General features: G+C 57.6%; 13 protein-coding genes. 7 read left to right on the top strand and 6 right to left on the bottom strand.

Annotation, left to right across the window (positions count from 1 at the left end; genetic code table 11):
• Positions 1–14 precede the first annotated feature (14 nt).
• Genes EY643_RS15335 through EY643_RS15325 form a run of 3 tightly spaced genes read right to left on the bottom strand, consistent with a single transcriptional unit; the run spans position 15 to position 2584 of the window.
• Positions 15–1202: an acetyl-CoA C-acyltransferase family protein gene (locus EY643_RS15335; protein ID WP_153240052.1), complete on the bottom strand. Its 1188-nt coding sequence runs from the start codon at positions 1200–1202 to the stop codon at positions 15–17.
• Between the two features lie 12 nt (positions 1203–1214).
• A complete protein-coding gene (locus tag EY643_RS15330; protein WP_153240051.1) occupies positions 1215–1871 on the bottom strand; it encodes a 3-oxoacid CoA-transferase subunit B in 657 nt (218 codons plus the stop codon).
• Positions 1872–1882: 11 nt separating this feature from the next.
• Positions 1883–2584, bottom strand: coding sequence for a CoA transferase subunit A (locus EY643_RS15325; protein ID WP_153240050.1), 702 nt, complete (start codon positions 2582–2584; stop codon positions 1883–1885).
• 128 nt (positions 2585–2712) lie between these two features.
• Here EY643_RS15325 and EY643_RS15320 point away from each other — a divergent pair, with 128 nt between their 5' ends.
• On the top strand, positions 2713–3618 hold the full coding sequence (locus EY643_RS15320; RefSeq protein WP_153240049.1) for a LysR family transcriptional regulator: 906 nt from the start codon (positions 2713–2715) through the stop codon (positions 3616–3618).
• A 48-nt stretch (positions 3619–3666) separates the two neighbouring features.
• Complete coding sequence (locus tag EY643_RS15315) at positions 3667–4776, top strand: COX15/CtaA family protein (protein WP_153240048.1); 1110 nt, start codon at positions 3667–3669, stop codon at positions 4774–4776.
• Here EY643_RS15315 and EY643_RS15310 read toward each other — a convergent pair.
• Positions 4712–4930: a hypothetical protein gene (locus tag EY643_RS15310; protein WP_153240047.1), complete on the bottom strand. Its 219-nt coding sequence runs from the start codon at positions 4928–4930 to the stop codon at positions 4712–4714. The genes EY643_RS15315 and EY643_RS15310 overlap by 65 nt on opposite strands.
• A gap of 399 nt (positions 4931–5329) precedes the next feature.
• Here EY643_RS15310 and EY643_RS15305 point away from each other — a divergent pair, with 399 nt between their 5' ends.
• The 5 genes from EY643_RS15305 to EY643_RS15285 all read left to right on the top strand — a co-directional run bounded on the left by EY643_RS15305 (position 5330) and on the right by EY643_RS15285 (position 17013).
• Positions 5330–7453, top strand: a complete 2124-nt coding sequence (locus EY643_RS15305) for a type I secretion system permease/ATPase (RefSeq protein ID WP_153240046.1) — start codon at positions 5330–5332, stop codon at positions 7451–7453.
• On the top strand, positions 7450–8859 hold the full coding sequence (locus tag EY643_RS15300; RefSeq protein WP_153240045.1) for an HlyD family type I secretion periplasmic adaptor subunit: 1410 nt from the start codon (positions 7450–7452) through the stop codon (positions 8857–8859). Before EY643_RS15305 ends, EY643_RS15300 begins: the two co-directional genes overlap by 4 nt.
• A complete protein-coding gene (locus EY643_RS15295) occupies positions 8859–9488 on the top strand; it encodes a response regulator transcription factor (protein ID WP_153240044.1) in 630 nt (209 codons plus the stop codon). Before EY643_RS15300 ends, EY643_RS15295 begins: the two co-directional genes overlap by 1 nt.
• Before the next feature lie 242 nt (positions 9489–9730).
• Positions 9731–16630, top strand: coding sequence for a retention module-containing protein (locus EY643_RS15290; RefSeq protein ID WP_153240043.1), 6900 nt, complete (start codon positions 9731–9733; stop codon positions 16628–16630).
• Positions 16631–16698: 68 nt separating this feature from the next.
• Positions 16699–17013 carry a tryptophan synthase subunit beta like protein gene (locus EY643_RS15285; RefSeq protein WP_153240042.1) on the top strand — a complete coding sequence of 105 codons (315 nt, stop codon included), beginning with the start codon at positions 16699–16701 and terminating at the stop codon, positions 17011–17013.
• Between the two features lie 21 nt (positions 17014–17034).
• Here EY643_RS15285 and EY643_RS15280 read toward each other — a convergent pair whose 3' ends face one another.
• Together EY643_RS15280 and EY643_RS15275 are read right to left on the bottom strand one after the other, a co-directional pair.
• On the bottom strand, positions 17035–18960 hold the full coding sequence (locus EY643_RS15280; RefSeq protein WP_153240041.1) for an EAL domain-containing protein: 1926 nt from the start codon (positions 18958–18960) through the stop codon (positions 17035–17037).
• Positions 18961–18984: 24 nt separating this feature from the next.
• Positions 18985–19653 (bottom strand): transglutaminase-like cysteine peptidase, encoded by a 669-nt coding sequence (locus EY643_RS15275; protein WP_153240040.1) that lies wholly within the window; start codon positions 19651–19653, stop codon positions 18985–18987.
• Positions 19654–19698: the final 45 nt, after the last annotated feature.

Here is a 19698-nt window from a genome sequence, read left to right as displayed (position 1 = left end):
CGGATTCTACATGATTACTCGCAGCGTTCGAACAGTGCAGCGATACCTTGTCCGCCGCCGATGCACATGGTGACGACCGCGTAGCGGGCGCCGCTGCGCTCCAGTTCGTAAAGGGCCTTCACTGTGAGCATGGAGCCTGTGGCACCAATAGGATGGCCCAGGCTGATGCCGGAGCCGTTGGGGTTCACCTTGGCGGGGTCCAGGTCGAGTTCCTTGACGACCGACAGGGCCTGGGCGGCAAACGCTTCGTTGCATTCCCAGATGTCGATGTCCTCGATCGCTACGCCGGTTTTTTCCATGAGCTTGCGCACCGCCGGTGCCGGGCCAATGCCCATGATCGCGGGGTCAACCGCCGCGACAGAATAACCGACCATGCGGGCCATCGGCTTGAGGCCTTTGGCCTCGGCGGCACTGCGCTCCATCAGGACCACGGCGGCAGCGCCATCGTTCAGGCCGGAGGCGTTGCCTGCGGTGACAGTGCCGTCTTTTTTGAAGGCGGCGCGCAGACGCTCCATGTCCTCGGTCTTGCAGTCGTTGCGCACGTGCTCGTCTTTGTCGAACACCACGGTACCCTTGCGGGTCTTGATCTCAATGGGCAGGATCTGGCTGTCAAAGCGGCCTTCTTCCTGTGCCTGCTGGGCGCGGCGGTGGCTCTCAACGGCGAGTGCGTCCTGTTCTTCGCGGCTCACGGCATATTTTTCCGCCAGGTTTTCCGCGGTGATGCCCATGTGGGTGTCTCCCATGGGGCAGGTGAGGGCGCCCATCATGGCATCGACCATTTGGCCGTCACCCATACGCGCGCCAAAGCGGGCGTTGGGAAGCCAGTAAGGCACGCGGCTCATGGATTCAGCTCCGCCGGCAACGGCAGCGTCACAGTCATCCAGAAGGATCATCTGGGCGGCGGAGATCACCGATTGCAGGCCGGAACCACACAGACGGTTAACGGTGAGAGCAGGTGTTTCAACCGGCAGGCCGCCCTTGAGGGCCGCTGTGCGACTCATATACATGTCACGCCGATCGGAATGGGTGACGTTGCCGATGACCACGTGGCCTATGTCTGAGGGATCCAGGCCTGAGCGGCTCACTGCCTCAGCAACGACCTGGCCGGCGACTTCGGTGGGGGCCACATCCTTGAGACTGCCGCCAAAATCTGCGATGGCGCTGCGCACGCCGCTCAGTACAACTACTTCTCTTTTGCTCATGATTCTATCCTGTTACAGCTGCATTTCGGGTACGTGGTCGGGGATGACTAACTCCCCTTCAGTCAGTGATGCGATATCTTCCACGCTCACGCCTGGAGCACGCTCGCGGAGTATAAATTTCCCGTCTTCAATGTCCAGTAGAGCGAGGTCGGTGAGAACCCGCTTGATGCAACCCTTGCCCGTCAGGGGCAGGGTGCATTCACTGAGCAATTTCGAGTCACCGTGCTTGGAGGCGTGGGTCATTACCACGATGATATTGTCGGCGCCCGCTACGAGGTCCATGGCGCCGCCCATGCCCTTGATGAGCTTGCCGGGAATCATATAGGACGCGATATTGCCCTGAGCATCTACTTCGAAAGCGCCGAGCACTGTCAGATCCACGTGACCCCCGCGAATCATGGCGAAGGATTCGGCGGAGTCGAACAGCGCTGCGCCTGTCGCCATGGTGACAGTTTGCTTGCCGGCATTGATCAGGTCTGGGTCGACTTCGTCGTCGGTCGGGAAGGGGCCCATGCCCAGCAGTCCGTTTTCAGATTGCAGCATGACCTCCATGCCGTCGGGAATATAGTTGGCGGCCAGGGTGGGAATGCCGATGCCCAGGTTGACGTAAAAACCATCCTGGAATTCCTGGGAAACACGCTGGGCCAGTTGTTCTCTTGTCAGTGCCATGTTGTCTCTCCTCAGGCGCTGCGCACAGTGCGCTGTTCGATAGCTTTCTCAAAGGAGCCTTTGATCAACCTGTTCACGTAGATACCGGGCAAGTGGATCTCGTCCGGGTCCAGCTCGCCGGGTTCCACGATTTCCTCCACCTCAACCACGGCGATTTTGCCAGCGGTGATGGCGCCTGGGTTAAAGTTGCGCGCGGTTTTGCGAAACACGAGATTGCCATAGCGGTCGGCCTTCCAGGCCTTGCCAATGGAGAAGTCGCCCACAATGGATTCTTCGAGGATGTAGTGACGCCCGTCGAATTCGCGCACTTCCTTGCCCTCGCCCACGGGTGTGCCGTAGCCAGTAGCGGTAAAGAATGCTGGAATACCTGCACCGCCTGCGCGCATTTTCTCGGCCAGAGTGCCTTGAGGCGTTAGTTCAACTTCAAGCTCGCCGCTCATCATCTGTTGTTCGAACAGGGCGTTTTCGCCGACATAGGAGGAGACCATTTTGCGGATTTGCTTATCCTCCAGCAGCAGGCCCAAACCCTTGCCATCCACGCCAGCATTGTTGGAAACCACGGTCAGACCGGTGGTGCCCTTGCGCTTGATTTCCTTGATCAGGTTTTCCGGGATGCCGCACAGGCCAAACCCGCCGGCGATCACCGTCATATTGTCCTCGAGGCCAGCCATGGCTTCTTCATAGCTGCCTACCACTTTGTCAAAACCGGACATGTTGTTCTCCTTTGATTGCCCGCAGCGGGTGGGTCGGGTGCTGGGGTGCGCGGCCGGGATTGCCAAGACTGCATGAGCTCGCTACATTTAACAAATATAAATATTTGAAGAATTAATAAGAAATATTAATGAATGTTTCAGTCAAGCAAATGCAGGCTTTTGTGGCCGTGGCGCGCTGCCAGAGTTTCGCTGAGGCCTGCGCTCTGGTGCACTTGTCACAGCCGGCACTGAGTATCGCTATTCGCAAGCTCGAAGACGAGGTGGGCGGCAAGCTCTTTGCCCGCTCTACCCGGGTGGTGGCACTGACGCCTGAGGGAGAGGCGCTCTACCCCGTCGCAAGGAGGTTGCTGGCTGATTGGGAGCAGGCTCTGGATGACGTTCACAATCTGTTTGCCCTGCGTCGGGGTAAGCTGGATGTCGCCGCGATGCCCACCTTCACCTCTAGCTTGCTGCCCGGCCTGCTGAAGCGCTTCCACGGCGACTATCCTGACATCAACGTCACCGTGCACGACGTGGTCGCCGAGCAGGTCGTTGATATGGTCCGAGAGGGCAGGGTGGAGCTGGGGGTGACTTTCGAACCCGGCGAAGCCTCAGACCTGGAATTTCACCCACTGTTCACGGACCGCCTGGTCGCGGTACTGCCGCCGGGCCATCCGCTATTGGCGCTGGAGCGGGGTTTGCGCTGGCGCGACCTGCAAAAGCACAGCTACATCACCCTGCAGCGCCCCTCCAGTGTGCGCCTGCTGATCGATGGCATGTTGCGGGAGAAGGGCATTGTGCTGACGCCGGCCTTTGAGGCGCATCAGCTGGTGAGTGTCGGGCGTATGGTGGCCGAGAACCTGGGAGTCAGTGTCGTGCCATCCCTGAGCTCATCCCAGGTGTTGGAAATGGGGGCGGAAGTCCGCCCCATCAGCGCACCGGTGGTGACGCGGGAGGTGGGCGTCATCACACGCCGCCGGTATCCCCTGTCTGTTGCTGCCCAGGCTATGTTCGACATCGTGGTGCAGTGTGTACCTCCGGAAGCGCCCCGCTGAGGTGCATGTTGCGGTATGATAGCCCCTCGAAATTGAACTACTTCTGATATGTCCTTAACCCAACAAAGTCGCTATGACCGCCAGGTCGCTTGCTGGCTGTTGCTTTGCGCCGCAGTGATTTTTGGCATGATCCTGCTCGGTGGCGTCACCCGCCTGACCAACTCTGGCCTGTCCATGGTGGAGTGGAAGCCATTGATGGGCGTTATTCCGCCAATGACCGAGGGTCAGTGGCAAGAGACGTTTAATAAGTACAAGCAGTTCCCCGAGTACCAGAAAGTGAACCTCGGTATGGATCTGGATGGCTTTAAATCCATCTTCATGTATGAGTACCTGCACCGGGTGCTGGGGCGCCTGATCGGCGTGATATTTTTCTTTCCCATGCTGTTCTTCGCCCTTAAGGGCAGGGTGCGTCTGGGCTACATGCCGAGACTCTGGGTGTTGTTTGTCCTCGGTGGGCTGCAGGGCTTGCTTGGCTGGTACATGGTAAAAAGTGGCCTGGTGGATAACCCCCGGGTGAGTCAGTACCGACTGACGTCCCATCTTGGCCTGGCCGTCATTATCTATGCCTATATGCTCTGGGTGGCGTTTGATTTGCTGTTTGATGGCCGCAAACGCACTGCGCCGACAGCGCCGAACTGGGCCCGGGCAATACCCGTGCTGGTGTTTCTGATGATTCTTACAGGCGGGCTTGTAGCGGGCATCCGTGCAGGCTTTGCCTACAATACCTGGCCGTTGATGGGGTCTTCATTTATCCCGCCACTGCTATATGACCTCGACCCCTGGTGGGTGTCCGCTTTCGAGGACATTACCACCGTTCAGTTCAATCACAGAATGTTCGCTTATGCGTTGTTTGGCGTGATGCATATCTATGCCTGGCAGGCGATCACGAAGTCGCACGGTTCAGAAGGGGCGCGCGTGAAAGTCGCTGTATCGCTCATGCTGGCCGCGCTGTGGTTGCAGGTTATTCTGGGGATTAGCACCTTGCTGTTACATGTGCCTGTCTGGTTGGCGGCTTGCCACCAGGGGGGGGCGGTATTGCTGTTGACGACCAGTATTTACACGGGCCATGTCCTGCTGCGGCAGGTGGAGCCAACTACCAGAACTGCAGGCTCAGATCGTCTTCCCGGCGGCCTGCAGTCTGACGACGTTCGGGTTTGACGCCTTCGCCGAACCTGACTGCATCACGGCGGTCTTCGCCTGAGCGACGGGTGTCCCGCCTGCGCTCTTCTCCGACATATTTGCGCGCTTCATCAGCCTTGCCACTGAAGGGCGCAGACACGTCGCGAGACTCAAATATTGCTTTGTCACCCATGAGATCAAATCCCCTGTTGTAACTTCTCAGCCTCAGTATAGACCTGCCTTGGGTTCTGGCCATGGGGTATTCACGCGGTATCTGTGAACTGGTTCACATTTTGGGGCGCGCCGGTGAGAAAGCTCAGCATTCGCTAGCTTGCTTGAAATACGGAAGATTGTGCGCTTTTCACGGTAATTTTGCCGGTCGGGTTATGAGTGGGCGCAAGTTTGGCGGAAATGTCCGTGTAATGGAGCGAAATGTGAATTGGAGCGCATTCGGTACATAGTCAATCCCCGGCTTCTGGCCTATGCTTTTTTATTACCATAATTTGTTTAGATTCAGCCAGTTAAACCGCGCAGTCCCATACGCTGAGCGGCGCAACCTAAAAACTGGCTTCACTGGAGTGGATATCAGGGAATGAACCACGTGGATGACCCGCTATTGCAGTGCCTGCTGGCACTGTGCCGCTATCATGGCAATGCCTCTACTGCCGAGGCTGTCATGGGCGGGCTGCCGGCGCACTCCGGCAACTTGACGCCTGGCCTCTTTGAGCGAGCGGCCAGTCGGGTGGGTTTGGCCAGTCGTCTGGTGTATCGCTCTCCAGAAGAGATTGAGCCAGCGCTGTTACCGGCCGTCGTGCTGCTGAACAACGAACGCGCCTGCCTGTTGCTGGGCTGGAAGAAAGACGGCACATTCGCGCGGGTCATCTACCCGGAGCTGAATGAGTCTGTGGTCGATGTGCCACGGGAGGAATTGCTGGCGTCTTCAGGGGATGCAGTCATTGTTTGCCGCCCCAGGTTCAAGTTTGACCAGCGCGCACCGCGCACGGGAACCTCGGAGCGCGGCCACTGGTTCTGGGATGCAATGCGCGCAAATCTCCCGATCTATCGGGATGTGTTGCTTGCGGCGTTTTTTATCAATGTCTTTGCCTTGGCGCTCCCGTTGTTCACCATGAACGTGTATGACCGGGTGGTGCCAAACCATGCGGTGGAGACATTGTGGATGTTGGCGGCCGGGGTCATTCTCGTGCTCATTGCCGATATCACCCTGCGCACCATGCGCGGGTACTTTCTCGATCTCGCCAGCCGCAGGGTGGACATCACGCTGTCCGCAGCGATTATGGAAAAGGTGCTGGGAATTCGGTTGGAGAACCGCCCAGTGTCAGTGGGTTCCTATGCGGTCAACCTGCGTTCATTCGAAACCCTGAGAGACTTCATCACCTCGGCCTCGGTGACGACGATTATCGATATACCGTTTGCGTTGATTTTCATCGGGGTCATCGCCTGGATCGCCTGGCCAGTGCTGATCCCTATAGTGATTGGCCTGGTCATCGTTCTCGGGTTCGCGCTGTCCGTGCAGGGCAAGCTCAAGGAACTGGCGGAAACGACATACCGTGCCGGGGCAATGCGCAACTCGACTCTGATCGAGTCACTCGTTGGGCTGGATACGATCAAGGCCATGGGTGCCGAGTCTCGCACCCAGCGCCGCTGGGAAGAGACCACCTCTTTTCTGGCGCATGTAGCAGTGCAATTGCGTCTGCTGTCTACATCGGCGATTAACGTGACCCAGTGGTCCCAGCAGATGGTGACGATGTTTGTCATCGTCACCGGGGTCTATCTGATTACCGCCGGTGAACTCAGCATGGGCGGGCTGATTGCCTGCACCATGTTATCCGGGCGGATCATGGCACCCTTTGGTCAGACAGCGGGCCTTATCACTCAGTACCACAACGCTGAAATTGCGCTGAAGACACTCGACCAGGTGATGGATCAGCCGGTGGAACGACCTCCGGGTGCACAGTTTCTGTCGCGGGAGATGTTCCGAGGCGAGATTGAATTCAAGAATGTTTCGTTCTCATACCCCGGTGCGGAAATCGAATCACTGAGCAATGTGTCCTTCAAAGTCAAACCCGGTGAGCACGTGGCTATTCTGGGGCGAGTGGGTTCTGGCAAGTCCACCTTACAGAAGCTTGCGATGGGCCTTTACCAGCCCACTGAAGGCTCGATCATGGTCGACGGGATCGATTTGCGTCAGTTGGATCCCACAGAACTTCGCTCCAGGGTGGGTTATGTGCCGCAGGACGTCACCCTGTTCTACGGCAGCTTGCGCGATAACCTGACGCTGGCGAATCCGCAGGCCTCGGATGCGGCCCTGGTGCGCGCCGTCGAGATAGCCAATCTGACGGGTTTCGTCAATCGCCATCCGCAGGGCTTCGACATGTTGGTAGGAGAGCGCGGAGATTCGCTGTCTGGCGGTCAGCGCAAATCGGTGGCCCTCGCGCGAGGTGTTATCAATGAATCGCCGATTCTGCTGATGGATGAACCTACAGGTTCAATGGACCACTCTACCGAGAGTGCAGTCAAGAACAAGCTGGCTGAGTTTGTCGACGGCCGAACGTGGCTGGTGGTGACTCACCGGAACTCCCTGCTGGAGATGGTAGACCGTATCATCGTGATCGATAACGGCAAACTCGTTGCTGATGGCCCTCGCGAGAGCGTGGTCCAGGCCCTGCAGCAGGGCAAAATAGGTAAGGCGCAATGACTGAGCAGCAGCTGGCCGACATTGCCGCGAAAGCACAGCCCGAGCCGCGCAAGGGGCCGGGCAGGCGTATGGCCGATAAAGTTTTCGCGCCATGGATGAAAGACCCAGTTCCGCCTGCCGGCTGGCAGCAGGATGCCCATAGGGCGTATCTGGAACAGCAGCCCCTGCGTGCACGGACTCTGCTCTATGTCGTCGCACTTATCGTGGTGGCGCTTGTTATCTGGTCGTCCGTCGCCGAGATCGACGAGGTGACACGGGGCCAGGGCAAGGTCATTCCGTCCCGGCAGGTTCAGGTTATCCAGTCACAGGACGGCGGTGTAGTCACCGAAATTCTGGTGCGCGAGGGCGATACAGTTGAGAAAGGGCAGCTGATGGTGCGCCTCGATCAGACTCGCTCGCAGTCCTCGCTGCGCGAAAACCGCGCTGACTATCAAGCCCTTGCGGTGAAGGCTGCCCGTTTGCGGGCGGTGGTAGACAAGACTGAATTCCGGCCTGACCCGTCGCTGACGGCAGCGGTGCCGCGCATCGTTGCTCAGGAACAGGCACTGTACGATTCCAGCCGTGCGGAGTTGGCGCTGGAGCAGGAGATGGTGGGAGAGCAGTTGTTGCAGCGGCGCGAGGAATTGGTTGAAGTCGAGGCGAGAGAGTACCAGGCAGCGCGCTCTTTGCAGTTGACCCAGCGCGAGTTGAACCTGACGCGCCCCATGGTTTCCTCTGGCGCGGTGTCGGAAGTGGAAATTTTGCGCCTCGAGCGCGAGGTGAACCAACTCAGCGGCGAGCGCAAGCAGGCCGCGGCCCAGATCAGCAGGATCAAATCGGCGATTCACGAGGCCGAGGGTAAAGTCGCCGGAGTAGAGCTGGAGTTTGTTGGTGAGGTGCGTGAGGAGTTGGCCGACACGCTTACACGTATGAACGCCCTGCGCGAAGCCGGTCTGGGTTTGTCTGACAGAGTGAAGCAGACGGAGGTGCGGTCGCCGGTGAATGGCACGGTGAAGCAACTCTACTACCATACCATTGGCGGCGTGGTGCTGGCGGGCAAGGAAATTGTTGAGGTCGTGCCAGCAGACGACACGCTATTGCTGGAAGTGCGGATTCGGCCCAAGGATATTGCGTTCCTGGTACCGGGCCAGCCTGCGCTGGTGAAATTTACCGCTTACGACTTTGTGGTCTATGGCGGCCTCGACGGTGTGGTTGAGCATATCGGTGCGGATACAGTGATGGACGAGGAGGGAAATCCCTTTTACGAGATCCTGGTGCGCACCCACGAGGCGGGCATAGCCGACGACAAACCGATTATTCCCGGTATGACGGTAGAAGCAGATATTCTGACGGGTAAGAAAACCATACTTGCCTACCTGATGAAACCGGTCCTGCGGGCCAGGCAATACGCCATGACGGAGCGCTGATGGAACACCTGTTCGTCACAGCTGGTGGAAGCATTCGGGAGCGCTGGCGCCAGGCCTTCCCGTGCGCCAAGCTGGCGACTCGCATAGGCGATATCGGAGCGGCTACCAGCCGCGCGCGGGGCATTGTGTGGCTGGACCTGTCGGCGACCGCGCCGGCTGATCGGGCGGCTCAGGTCGCGGACGCGGTGGCCTTCGGTTGGCCCGTGGTGGTGATGTCGGCGGCTCCGGGTGAGTCGGAGGCGTTCCAGTTCCTGAATCTCGGTGCGGTGGGCTACTGCCACTTTGGTGCCGCACCGGAGCAACTTCGTGAGATCGCACTGGTTGTGGAGCACGGGGGCTTCTGGATGCCGCCAGAGCTGATGCAGCGGTTCCTCGCGCTGTCGCTGCGTGTGGTGCCGCCTGCCGCACCCAGCGAGCCAGTACTGAATGAGCTCACCTCCCGTGAGTTAATGGTGGCGGAGCAAGTAGCTCACGGTGCCAGCAATCGGGAGATCGCACAGACGCTCAACATCACCGAGCGCACTGTAAAGGCCCATTTGTCCGCAATTTTCGAAAAATTATCAGTGCGCGACAGGGTCCAGTTGGCCCTGGCGATGAATAATATTCCGACCTACTCAACCGTAAATTAAGCGCGCACGTTTCAGTAAAAAACAAACATTTCAGTGAGATAGATCGCTGCTCTACAGTGTTCTCGAGATGTGCCTGAGTTTTGGCTCACAGGTCGTTATGTGATCCAGGTCACATTTTTGTCGAAGGTTGGGCGCAACCTGTACAAAAGTACAATTTACGCTGGACAGAGTGGGTCTACGCTTAACTACAGAGAGATGCGCCAGGAGGCTGCACTCAATCATTCGTTACAGGGAGTACGATCATGGATGGGGCTCAAATAGCAGTAGTAGCCAGTTTGACTGGCAAGGCCTATGCAAGGAATGTGGACGGAGAATTGCGCGAGTTGGCGATTGGCGATGTCCTCTTTGAAGGGGAGACTGTCGTAACGCCCGATGGCGGTTCGGTGGAGCTGACGCTGAACGATGGTTCGCTGATGGTGGTAGATACACCAGAAATGTCCCTGAGTGCCGACCTTGTCGCAGATACCGCGGCGGGTCCGGATGAGAGCGCAGTTCAGGACGAAACGATAGACGCCGTTCTCGCAGCCCTCGAAAGCGGTGAAGACCTCGGTGACATCCTGGAAGCTACTGCTGCAGGTCCCTCCGGTGGTGGCCCAGCTGGCGCCGGGCACAGTTTTATTCGCCTGGGGCGTGTGGCTGAATCAACCGAGGAATTTGTCGGTATCGGTGGCACGGTTGCCAGCGTAGACGAGGCCGAGGTTTCTCAGAACGAGCCTCCGGTCGACGCGATTGACGATGAGGCCACCACGGACCCCGGTGTTCCCGTAGTGATTACCGTAGAGACTAATGACATTTTCGCTGAAGGCGAAGATGTCATTTCCATCACCCAGCCTGATAACGGTGTCGCAGTCCTCAATGGCGATGACACCGTAACCTACACCCCGAACGACGGCTTTTTTGGCACCGATACCTTTACCTATACCGCGACGAATCCGGACGGTACCCAGGGTGATACTGCCATAGTGACTGTGATAGTTAACCCTCCTGCAGAACCGCCTGTTGAGCCCCCGCTGGAGCCACCGATAGAAGTTGTTCTCCCTGAAATCAACATCGGTGACGATGTGGTTATCGAAGGCGATACTGCCCAGGTGGTTGTCAGCCTTGATAAGCCCTGGGATGAGCCGATCACCGTTTCTTTCGAAACCGCAGACGACACCGCGACGGTTGTCGGCGGTGACTACGATCCCGAAACCGGCACTATCACGTTTGAGCCAGGTGTCACTGAACTGGTAATCCTGATTTCTACCAATCAGGACAATATCAAAGAAGGCAGCGAGTTTTTCGATGTGAATCTCAGCGATCCCGTCAATGCCACTATTGGCGATGGAGAGGGTGTCGTCGAGATTATTGATCTCTATGACGAGCCCACTATCTCGATCACTGATGATGAGGTGATTGAGGGTGCGACCGGGACGCTGATCGTCAGCCTCTCACGCGCCGTTGAGGAAGAGGTTACCGTGGATTTCGTGAGTGCAGATGGCACCGCGATAGAAGTTAACGGCGACTATCTGGGTACATCAGGTACGCTGACTTTCGCCCCCGGCGAGACCGAATTGATCATCAATGTGATCACCATAGACGATACGGTTGATGAACCTACTGAGTTTATGGTCGTCAACCTGAGCAACGCTGAGAACGCCCAGATTGCCGATCCGCAGGGTCAGGTGATTATCAGGGATAACGAAGTCCAGGAAGAGAATGATCCCCCCGTCGCCCAGAATGAAGAAGTGACGGTTGATGAGGCGGCACTGGCCACGGGCAGTGATCCGACCAGTGATGCCGAAACCGTTGCTGGGCAGCTGGCTGCCACCGACCCCGATGGCGATCCTATTAATTACCTCGCCGGGGTACAGGTAGGCACCTACGGTACACTCGAGATCAGCGCCAACGGCAGCTACGTCTATACCTTGAACAACCGTTTCGATACCTCTCCGGATGCTGATAATGGCACCCAGACCGAGTTCGGTGCGGAGCAGTTCCAGTTCACCGTGTTCGATGGCAATGGCGGCAGCGATATCGGTTTTGTAACCATCAATATTATCGATGATGTGCCGCAGGCAGTGGTCAGTGATATTGGCGAGGGCGGCGAAGGCGGTGAGGGCGGTGGTGCTCCCGGCCTGTCTCTGATCGTAGATGAATCACCCGAAGCGCAGGCTAACCCGGAAGACAATGTCGGCGATCGCCAGTCCAGCGCCGATTTCAGCGTGTTGTTTGCTAATGATGTCGATGGCTCTACCGGTGACACCGATGACGATGTGCAGTTCGGCGCAGACGGCCCCGGCAGCGTGGCCTACAGCCTGAGCCTTGCTTCAGAGGGCGGCGACCTGCCCAGTGATGGCAGTACTGGCGTAGCCTCCGGCGTATATGCTGTGGATGAAGCTGGCGGTGGTCCGGCTCCCGGCGAAGAAATTATGCTCTACGACAACGGCGGTGTACTTGAAGGGCGTATCGGTGGTGGCCCGGGCGAGCCCGACTCCATCCTGTACTTCACGATCGCGGTCGATGGCGCCAGCGGTGAGATTACACTGACCCAGGCTCTGGATGATGGCGAGACCGCGCTGTCTATCTGGCACCCCGATACCGGCTCTGATGACGAGATTGTCTCGCTGACCGGCTTTGGCGGTGGCGGCCAGCAGGAGGGTGAAGTTGAGTACCAGATCAATCTTACTCAGACTGTTACAGACGACGATGGAGATACTGACAGTGCCACCGTTGATCTGACCGAAATTGAAAACTTTGACGCGCAATCCGAGACCTTCGTCGGCGCGTTTAACTTCTCTGACGACGGCCCAGCGATTGAACTCCTCGACGTGGAAGTTCCGCAGCTCGAGGTCAGCGATGAAAACCTGGCTATCAATGCGACCGCGGGCTTCGCTGGACTGTTCAGCAAGGACTATGGTGCCGATGGCGAGGGCAGCGCGGCGTACGCCCTGGATGTGACCGATGCAGCCAGCGGCTTGGTTGATACGGCGACTAATGAGAACGTTGTTCTCTCGCTGGAGAACGGAGAGGTTGTTGGCCGTACAGCAATTGGCGGTGATATCGTGTTGGTGGTATCGGTCGACGAGAGCACGGGTGACGTTACGCTTGACCAGCAGCGCGCCGTGCGTCATCCGGATGAAAATGACGTGGCCGGAGATTCGGTTACGTTCGCTGATTCTGACCTGATCACCCTCAGCCTCACCGTGACCGATGCCGACGGCGATTCGGTTGTCAGCGATGAGGTGGGCATCGCCAATGCGCTGATATTCGACGACGGTCCGGTGATCGATATCAGCGGCACTGACGGCGATACTGTCGTGCTGCGTACAGAGGACGGGAAAACGATCGGTGATCTTTCCGATACCGATAGCACGCAAGCGGACTTCAGCGATTCCTTCGATATTGTTTCGTCCGATTACGGTAACGACGGCCCTGGCACAGTGGCATGGACCTATTCACTGGCATTGCTTGTCGCTTCAGGCACAGCGTCTGGTCTGTCCAGTGACGGCGATGGCGTCAATCTGTTCCTTATCGGTGGCGATATTGTGGGTTCCACTGCCGCGCTCGAGGGGAATGTGAACGAAGGTAATTCGGTGTTCACTCTATCCGTGGATGCTGTGGGCGTGGTGACATTGACCCAGTTCCAGGAGCTTGACCACAGCCTGGACCAGAACGCCAATTTCCCAACCGATGTGCGCACGCTGGCCAATGATCTTGTGTCCCTGCAGGCTACGGCAACTATCACCGACGGTGATGATGACACCGCGGCAGAGACGGTTGCCCTGGACCTCGGTGGTAATGTTACGTTTGCTGACGACGGCCCCTCTATCGAACTTGCACGAGTCGAGGGCCCCCCTGCACTGGAAGTTGATGAGTCTGATCTTACAATCGATGACTCCGCTGACTACTCGTTCTTGTTCAGTAGTGATTACGGCGCTGATGGCGCTGGTGATATCGCCTATGCTCTGGGTATTAACGTGGGTGTTACCGGCCTGGTAGATACGCTTACCGGAGAGGCAGTTGTACTGAGCCTGAATCTCGGTGTCGTTCAAGGCCGCACATCCGGCAGCGATGATCTGGTGTTCGAAGTCTCTGTCGACGATTCGGGCGAAGTGACTTTGAACCAGCTCCGCGCAGTCGAGCATAGTGATTCTGACGATCCCGATGATGTGACCGGTTTCGCTGCCGACGACCTGGTAACCCTGACGGCTACGATTACTGATGAAGAAGGCGACTGGGCCTCGGCATCTGTCGATATCGCTGGCACCCTGAGTTTCCGTGACGATGGCCCTAGTCTTGAGGCCCGTGTAGCAAACGAAAGCCAGGTGATTCTCCAGACCTATGATGCCGATACTATCGGGGCAAATTCCGATAGTGACAGCACCACAGCTGACTTCAGCGGCACCTTCATAGCTAGTGGCGATTATGGCGCGGACGGTGCCGGCTCCATGGGCTGGACGTATGGCCTGAGCCTGATTGTGGATGAGGGTACGGATTCGAACCTCACCAGTGGTGAGGCCGCAATCAAGTTGTACCTTGCCGACGACGGTACGGTGATTGGCTCGACTGCAGCCACCGAGGGCGCGATTAACGCCGGTAACACGATCTTCTCTCTTGCGGTGGACGGCGATGGGATAGTGACCCTGACTCAGTATCAGGAGATAGATCACGGTGTTCCTCAAAGCGCTAACTTTGAGACCGATACTCGGGCACTGGCGAATGATCTGGTGAGCCTGGACGGTACTTACACCGTCACTGACGGCGATGACGACAGTGTCTCCGAAGATCACTCCGTCGATCTGGGTGGCAATGTGGTCTTTGCCGATGACGGCCCGGGTATTGATATTGGCGATGCGGTGGGTAACGAGGGTTCAGACGATGTGGTCGAAGACAATGGCGCTATTGGCGGCGACATCAATCTCGATAGCGGTGCTGACCAGCCAGCCAGCTTCACCATTGGTACGAGTGCCGGTTCCCTGACTGGGCCGCTCAGCGCCGCTGTGTTCGTGGTCGGCGTGGCGCAATCAGCTACCGGGGAAGTTAGCAATGGCGGTGATGTGTTGGGCGAACTGACCGTTACGACGGACGGAGCCGGTGACGCGACCTGGTCATTTACTCCAGCGGACAATGACTCCGAAGCTCCCACCTTCACCTTTGTGGCCACCATCACTGATGACGATGGCGACACTGTTTCTGACAGTCACACCATCAATATCATCCCTGATGTTGGCCCGAGTGCGGGCGATCCGATTTTCCTCAGCCTCGATGAAGATGATCTGTCCCCGCTGGGTACCGATCAGTCAGGTCCGACTGAGATGTCCGAGACAGTGAGTTTTACGGCGGGTACCGAAGCAATTACCGACTTTGCCTTCTCCACCGACCTGACTGCACTGATCGGCGATACCGATAATGCGGTTGGCAATGAAATCGTCTGGGAGACCGTGTCCGATACTGAGATTCAGGGCAAGATTGGGGGCGATACTGTGGTGACGCTTACCCTGGAAGATATTCCAGGGTCTATCGCACCTGGAGAGACCGATACGGTCACAGTCACTATGGAGTTGAGTGACAACCTCGATCACGAATTCGCCGACAACCTTCAGACAGTGCTGGATCTGGGCGAGGTTAATGTCGTCGCCAGCGAAGCGAACCCTGCGGATTACGCGCAGGCCGCAGTGAATCTTGAAGTTGTCGACGACATTCCTGAAACGGTCACCGAGAACGAGGCTATAGCCCCGGTGCAGACCAACCTGATGCTGATTCTCGATGTATCAGGCAGCATGGGGGACGCCAGTGGTGTAGGAGAACTGACTCGCTTCCAGGCGGAAGTGGAGGCTGCCAAGGACCTGATCGCCGCTTACGACGCGCTCGGTGATGTTCGCGTCCAGATCACGCTGTTCTCGACAGGGGCATCCACGCCGGAATCGCAATGGATGACACTCGCCCAGGCAACTGCCGCGTTGGATGCGCTGAGTTCGCCCGGCGGTTGGACCAACTACGACGCAGCGATCGAAGCGGCGTTTGGGCTGAACTTCACCAGTGGAACTATCGGTGGCAATGGCGCTGATGCCTGGGATTTCGATGGCAAACTTGATGGTGGCCAGAATGTTTCCTACTTCTTCTCTGATGGTGAGCCGAATCGGGATAACGGCGACAACAACAACGGCAACATCAACGGTGACGAGCAGGACGATCTGGAAGCGTTCCTGAGTGCCAATGACATTACCTCCTATGCAATCGGCATGGGGTCTGGGGTATCGTCCGGTTCGCTCGCGCCTATCGCCTATGATGGCGCAAACGACACCCAGATTGATCCGATCATTGTTACCAGCTTTAGCCAGTTGAGCGACACTATTCTGGGCACCGTGCCGCCTATTTCGGGGAATTTGACCGGCGATGCTGGTGCGGATGACGTGTTGGCGTTGGCTGTCACGATCGAGGGCCACACCGTTAGCTACAATGTTGCTACCGATACCTTTGATGACGGCGGCGGCTTGCCAGATGATGACTGGAGTTTCGATGAGGACACCAATGAACTGGTAGTGACAACCGACAAAGATGGTGTCTGGACTATTGAGATGGATACTGGCGACTTTACCTATCAGGCCGACCCCGCCTCCACAGGTGAAGATACACTGGGATACCAGATCACAGACGGCGATGGTGATACCTCGGCTGAACCCTCTTCTGTCGTTATCGATCTCGATCCGGATGGCCAGCAGAATGTGCTCAGCAAACAGCAGGTCCGCACATTCAGCGCAGACGAAGATGGTCAGGCGGCGACGAGTGCAAACGATGTGTTGTTCGGAACGACCGGCGACGATGTGTTCGCCTGGGAGTTGGCGGATGCGGGTGAACCTGGCAGCCCAGGTTCTGACATCGTACGGGATTTCAGTGTCGACAGTACTGACACACTGGACCTTCGGGATCTGTTGGTGGGAGAGGATGGAGCAGATCTCACCAGCTACCTGAACGTGAGTTACGATGGGGCTGATACCGTGATCGAAGTCAGCACTACGGGTGGTTTCGTCGGCGATGACAGCGACGCAGCCAAGGTCGACCAGGTCATCACTATCGAGGGCATGGACCTGGTGGGCGGTGATGACGTCGCCACCGCGATCCAGAATATGCTTGCAAGTGGCCAGTTGATTACCGACTGATACCCGGTCGTTGTATGATTGAACCCCGTCGCGTAATCGGCGGGGTTTTTTATGCCTGGAGAAGCAGGATGCCGTATATAAAAAGGGATGTGTCAGGGCAGGTTGTTGCCTTGAGTTGGGAACCGATGGACGGGTTTGAAGAGCAGCTGGCGGAGGATTCGCCGGAGTTGGCAGCCGTGCTTGGAGATAGAGCCAGGGATGGGGGCCTCGACGAGACCGATCAGGATTTTGTCCGGGTGCTGGAGGATGTGGTCGAGTTGCTCATCGACAAGGGGATTATCCTGTTCACCGACCTGCCGCAATCAGCCCAGGACAAGATCATGCGCAGGCAGCGTTTGCGCAGTAAATTGGGCAGCAGGCTCAACCTTATCGGTGACGACTAGGCCTTTTAGCTAACGCCGTTCTCAGGCCTGATCAGGCAGATTGATGCCTGGGCCGGTAGCGCCGTCGGCCCCGAGCTCCTGCAGGGTAGCCCACTCCGCTTCATTGCGAACACCTTCTGCATACACGTTCACACCGATGGAGTGACCCACGGTGCAAAGCGTCCGCAGCAGCGTCTGGTTGGCTGCGTTCTCATTGACGTCGCGCACAAAGCTGGCATCAATCTTAAGGTAATCAATACCGAGGTCACTGAGCTGCCCCAGCTCTGCCAACTGATGGCCGACATGCTCTATGCCCACCTGTACACCCATGGCTTTCGCCTGACTGCATAGTGGTTTGAATCTTTCCATATGTCGGAAGGCCATCGCCTCTGGTAGCTCCAGGCATAGGCGTTTGGCTGCGTCGGGCGCTGCGTTGAGAGTGTCTGTCAGCCAGGGCAGGAAGCTTGGCTCGACCACGGAAGCCACTGAAAGATTTGCCGCAATGGGTTCACTGCCGTCGCGCAGTTCATTCATGGCGAGTTTAACCACTGCCTTATCGAGCTCCAGGGATACCTCCAGCCGGTTCACCCAGGGCAGGAATACCCCTGCAGAGAGTCGCTCCCCGTCCTGCACCAGGCGCACGGGTGATTCGTTGTGGATCAATTCTCCTTGCAGGCCCACCACGGGGAAAAAGTCGAGACTAAAGCGCTCCTCGCGAAATGCCTCTTCCAGAATAACGCGCCAGTCTTCCAATTGCTGCCGCACGGGGCGCAGCTGCGAATCGCTTTCTACCGCGAGACTGATCGTATTTCCGCCAGCTTCTTCGCTGGTCTGGAGCGCGTTGTCCAGACGGGTGAGAAGTGAGCTTATGGTGTCGCCGTGGGCGTAGATGGTGCAGGCCGTTGGCAGTTCTATGTCGCTCCCGATGTCACGTTGTTCAAGCGATTGTTGAATGGCCGACAGCGCCTCCTGCGCAGTTTCCTTTGCGTCGATGGCCCGCGGTGCCAGGAGTGCGAAGTCTGAGCCGTTCAGGCGGCTGGCCGACCAGCGGCTGTGCCCGGCGACAATTTCGCTTAGCGCCGCACCGATGTCTGCCAGCACGCTATCCATGGTAGCGCGGCCCCACTGTTGATTGAGTTCCGCCAGGTGGGTGAACCTGACCAGGCTGACGCTGCCAGTGGCATTCACATCGTCGCTCTCAAGAGCGGCTGAAACTTCCTTGAAGAAGGGTTCGCGGTTATTGAGGCCGGTGACCTCATCGTAGTGGGCATCCTGTTGCCACTTCTGCAGGCGCATCGCTTCCTTGTCGAGTACGTCCTTGATGCGGCCTGACAGCGTATTCATTGCCCCTACGACCTGTTTGAACTCCAGTGTGTTTGGCTCAGGAATCGTAATAAAGCGACGTTCGCCGATGGCCTCTGCCTGGTCGACTACATCGTCCAGCGGCTGCAGGATGCGCTTGAGAATTTGCCCGCCGATCAGGCAGGAGACAAGCATAAAGCCGAGAAAAATCAGGGCGAGTATCTGGGTGCTCTGCCACAGCTGGTCATAGGCAAAGCGGGAGTGACTGCGCAGGATCAGGGTGCCCACCTGGGTCCATCCTGACTGGATCGCAGCGATCCCGTCTTCAATGTTGAGCGGAAAGGCACTGACGAACCATTGGGGTGCTTCACTGGCAGACTGTGTGTCCCGGCGCTGGATAACCGTATCGCCAGCTGGCGACTGGAGTTCGATAAGCTCGTAGAAGCCGGTGTCAAACTGAGCGGAAAGCGTAAGTTCCAGGAGTACTTCATCAGCCCCCTGCTGGGTGAGCGACAGAGCAAGCGCGGCGGCGTTGTCCGCGTTCTTCATGCTGATCTGCTGTTCGAGATAGGACTTCGCCGACAGCGTGGACACTAAAAAGCTGCCGCTGAAAACGGCTAGTAGCAGGGCGATGATGGCCAGCCAGAGTTTTATGCGTAGTGACATGGTCAGTAATCCTCGTTTGTTCTTCTATCCCAGCCCTTCGCTGGCGGCGCGTTGCAGGAGGTCGCGCCAGCGAGAGAGTTTTGCGCCAGGGTTGTTTGTGGCGGGTGCGGCAGCGCCGCCTACCCACAATCCTTTGCTGTTAAAGCCGTAGACCGGGGTCAGATCTGTACGTTTGGTGGCTGGATAAATGTCGCCGATCAGATTGTCCAGAATGAGCGGCACTGAGCCTGGGGTCTCGTAGTAAGCGAGCACCATATGCGCGAGATGGATCTGGCTGTTGGGTCCGCCGGTCTGCGCCTTGACGTACGTAATGCGCAATTTGTCGACGTTGACGCCTGCCAATAGCAGCGTGGTGTATTTGAAAATGGCGAAGTCTTCGCAGTCGCCCATGCGTATTCCCATCGTCTCCAGCGGTGTGGCCCAGTAATCTTTTTGGCCCCAGGCTTCGGGGTCCTGCACCCAGCGAATGCGCTGGTTGATGAAATCATTGGCAATTTTCAGGCGGGTCATTTCGTCCTGGTTACGCGTACTTTCGATCATGGCGCGCCACTCATCCACGAGAGTAGCGGTGCTTTGACCGTAGCGGGTCAAGGCAAGCGAGCGCAGTTTCTCGAGGTCTACCTGGGCATAGACGAGCGTTCCCAGGCACAGGCAAATCCCGAGAAATAGGCAGGCGAATCGAGTTTTATGCATGTTCCTTTGCAATTCACTGAATCCAGGTGGTGGAGACGCTAGTGT

Source organism: Halioglobus maricola (assembly GCF_009388985.1).
In the GTDB taxonomy this organism is placed as follows: Bacteria; Pseudomonadota; Gammaproteobacteria; order Pseudomonadales; family Halieaceae; genus Halioglobus; species Halioglobus maricola.
Note: the sequence above shows the minus strand (reverse complement) of the source record. Positions and strands in the feature narration are given on the sequence as shown.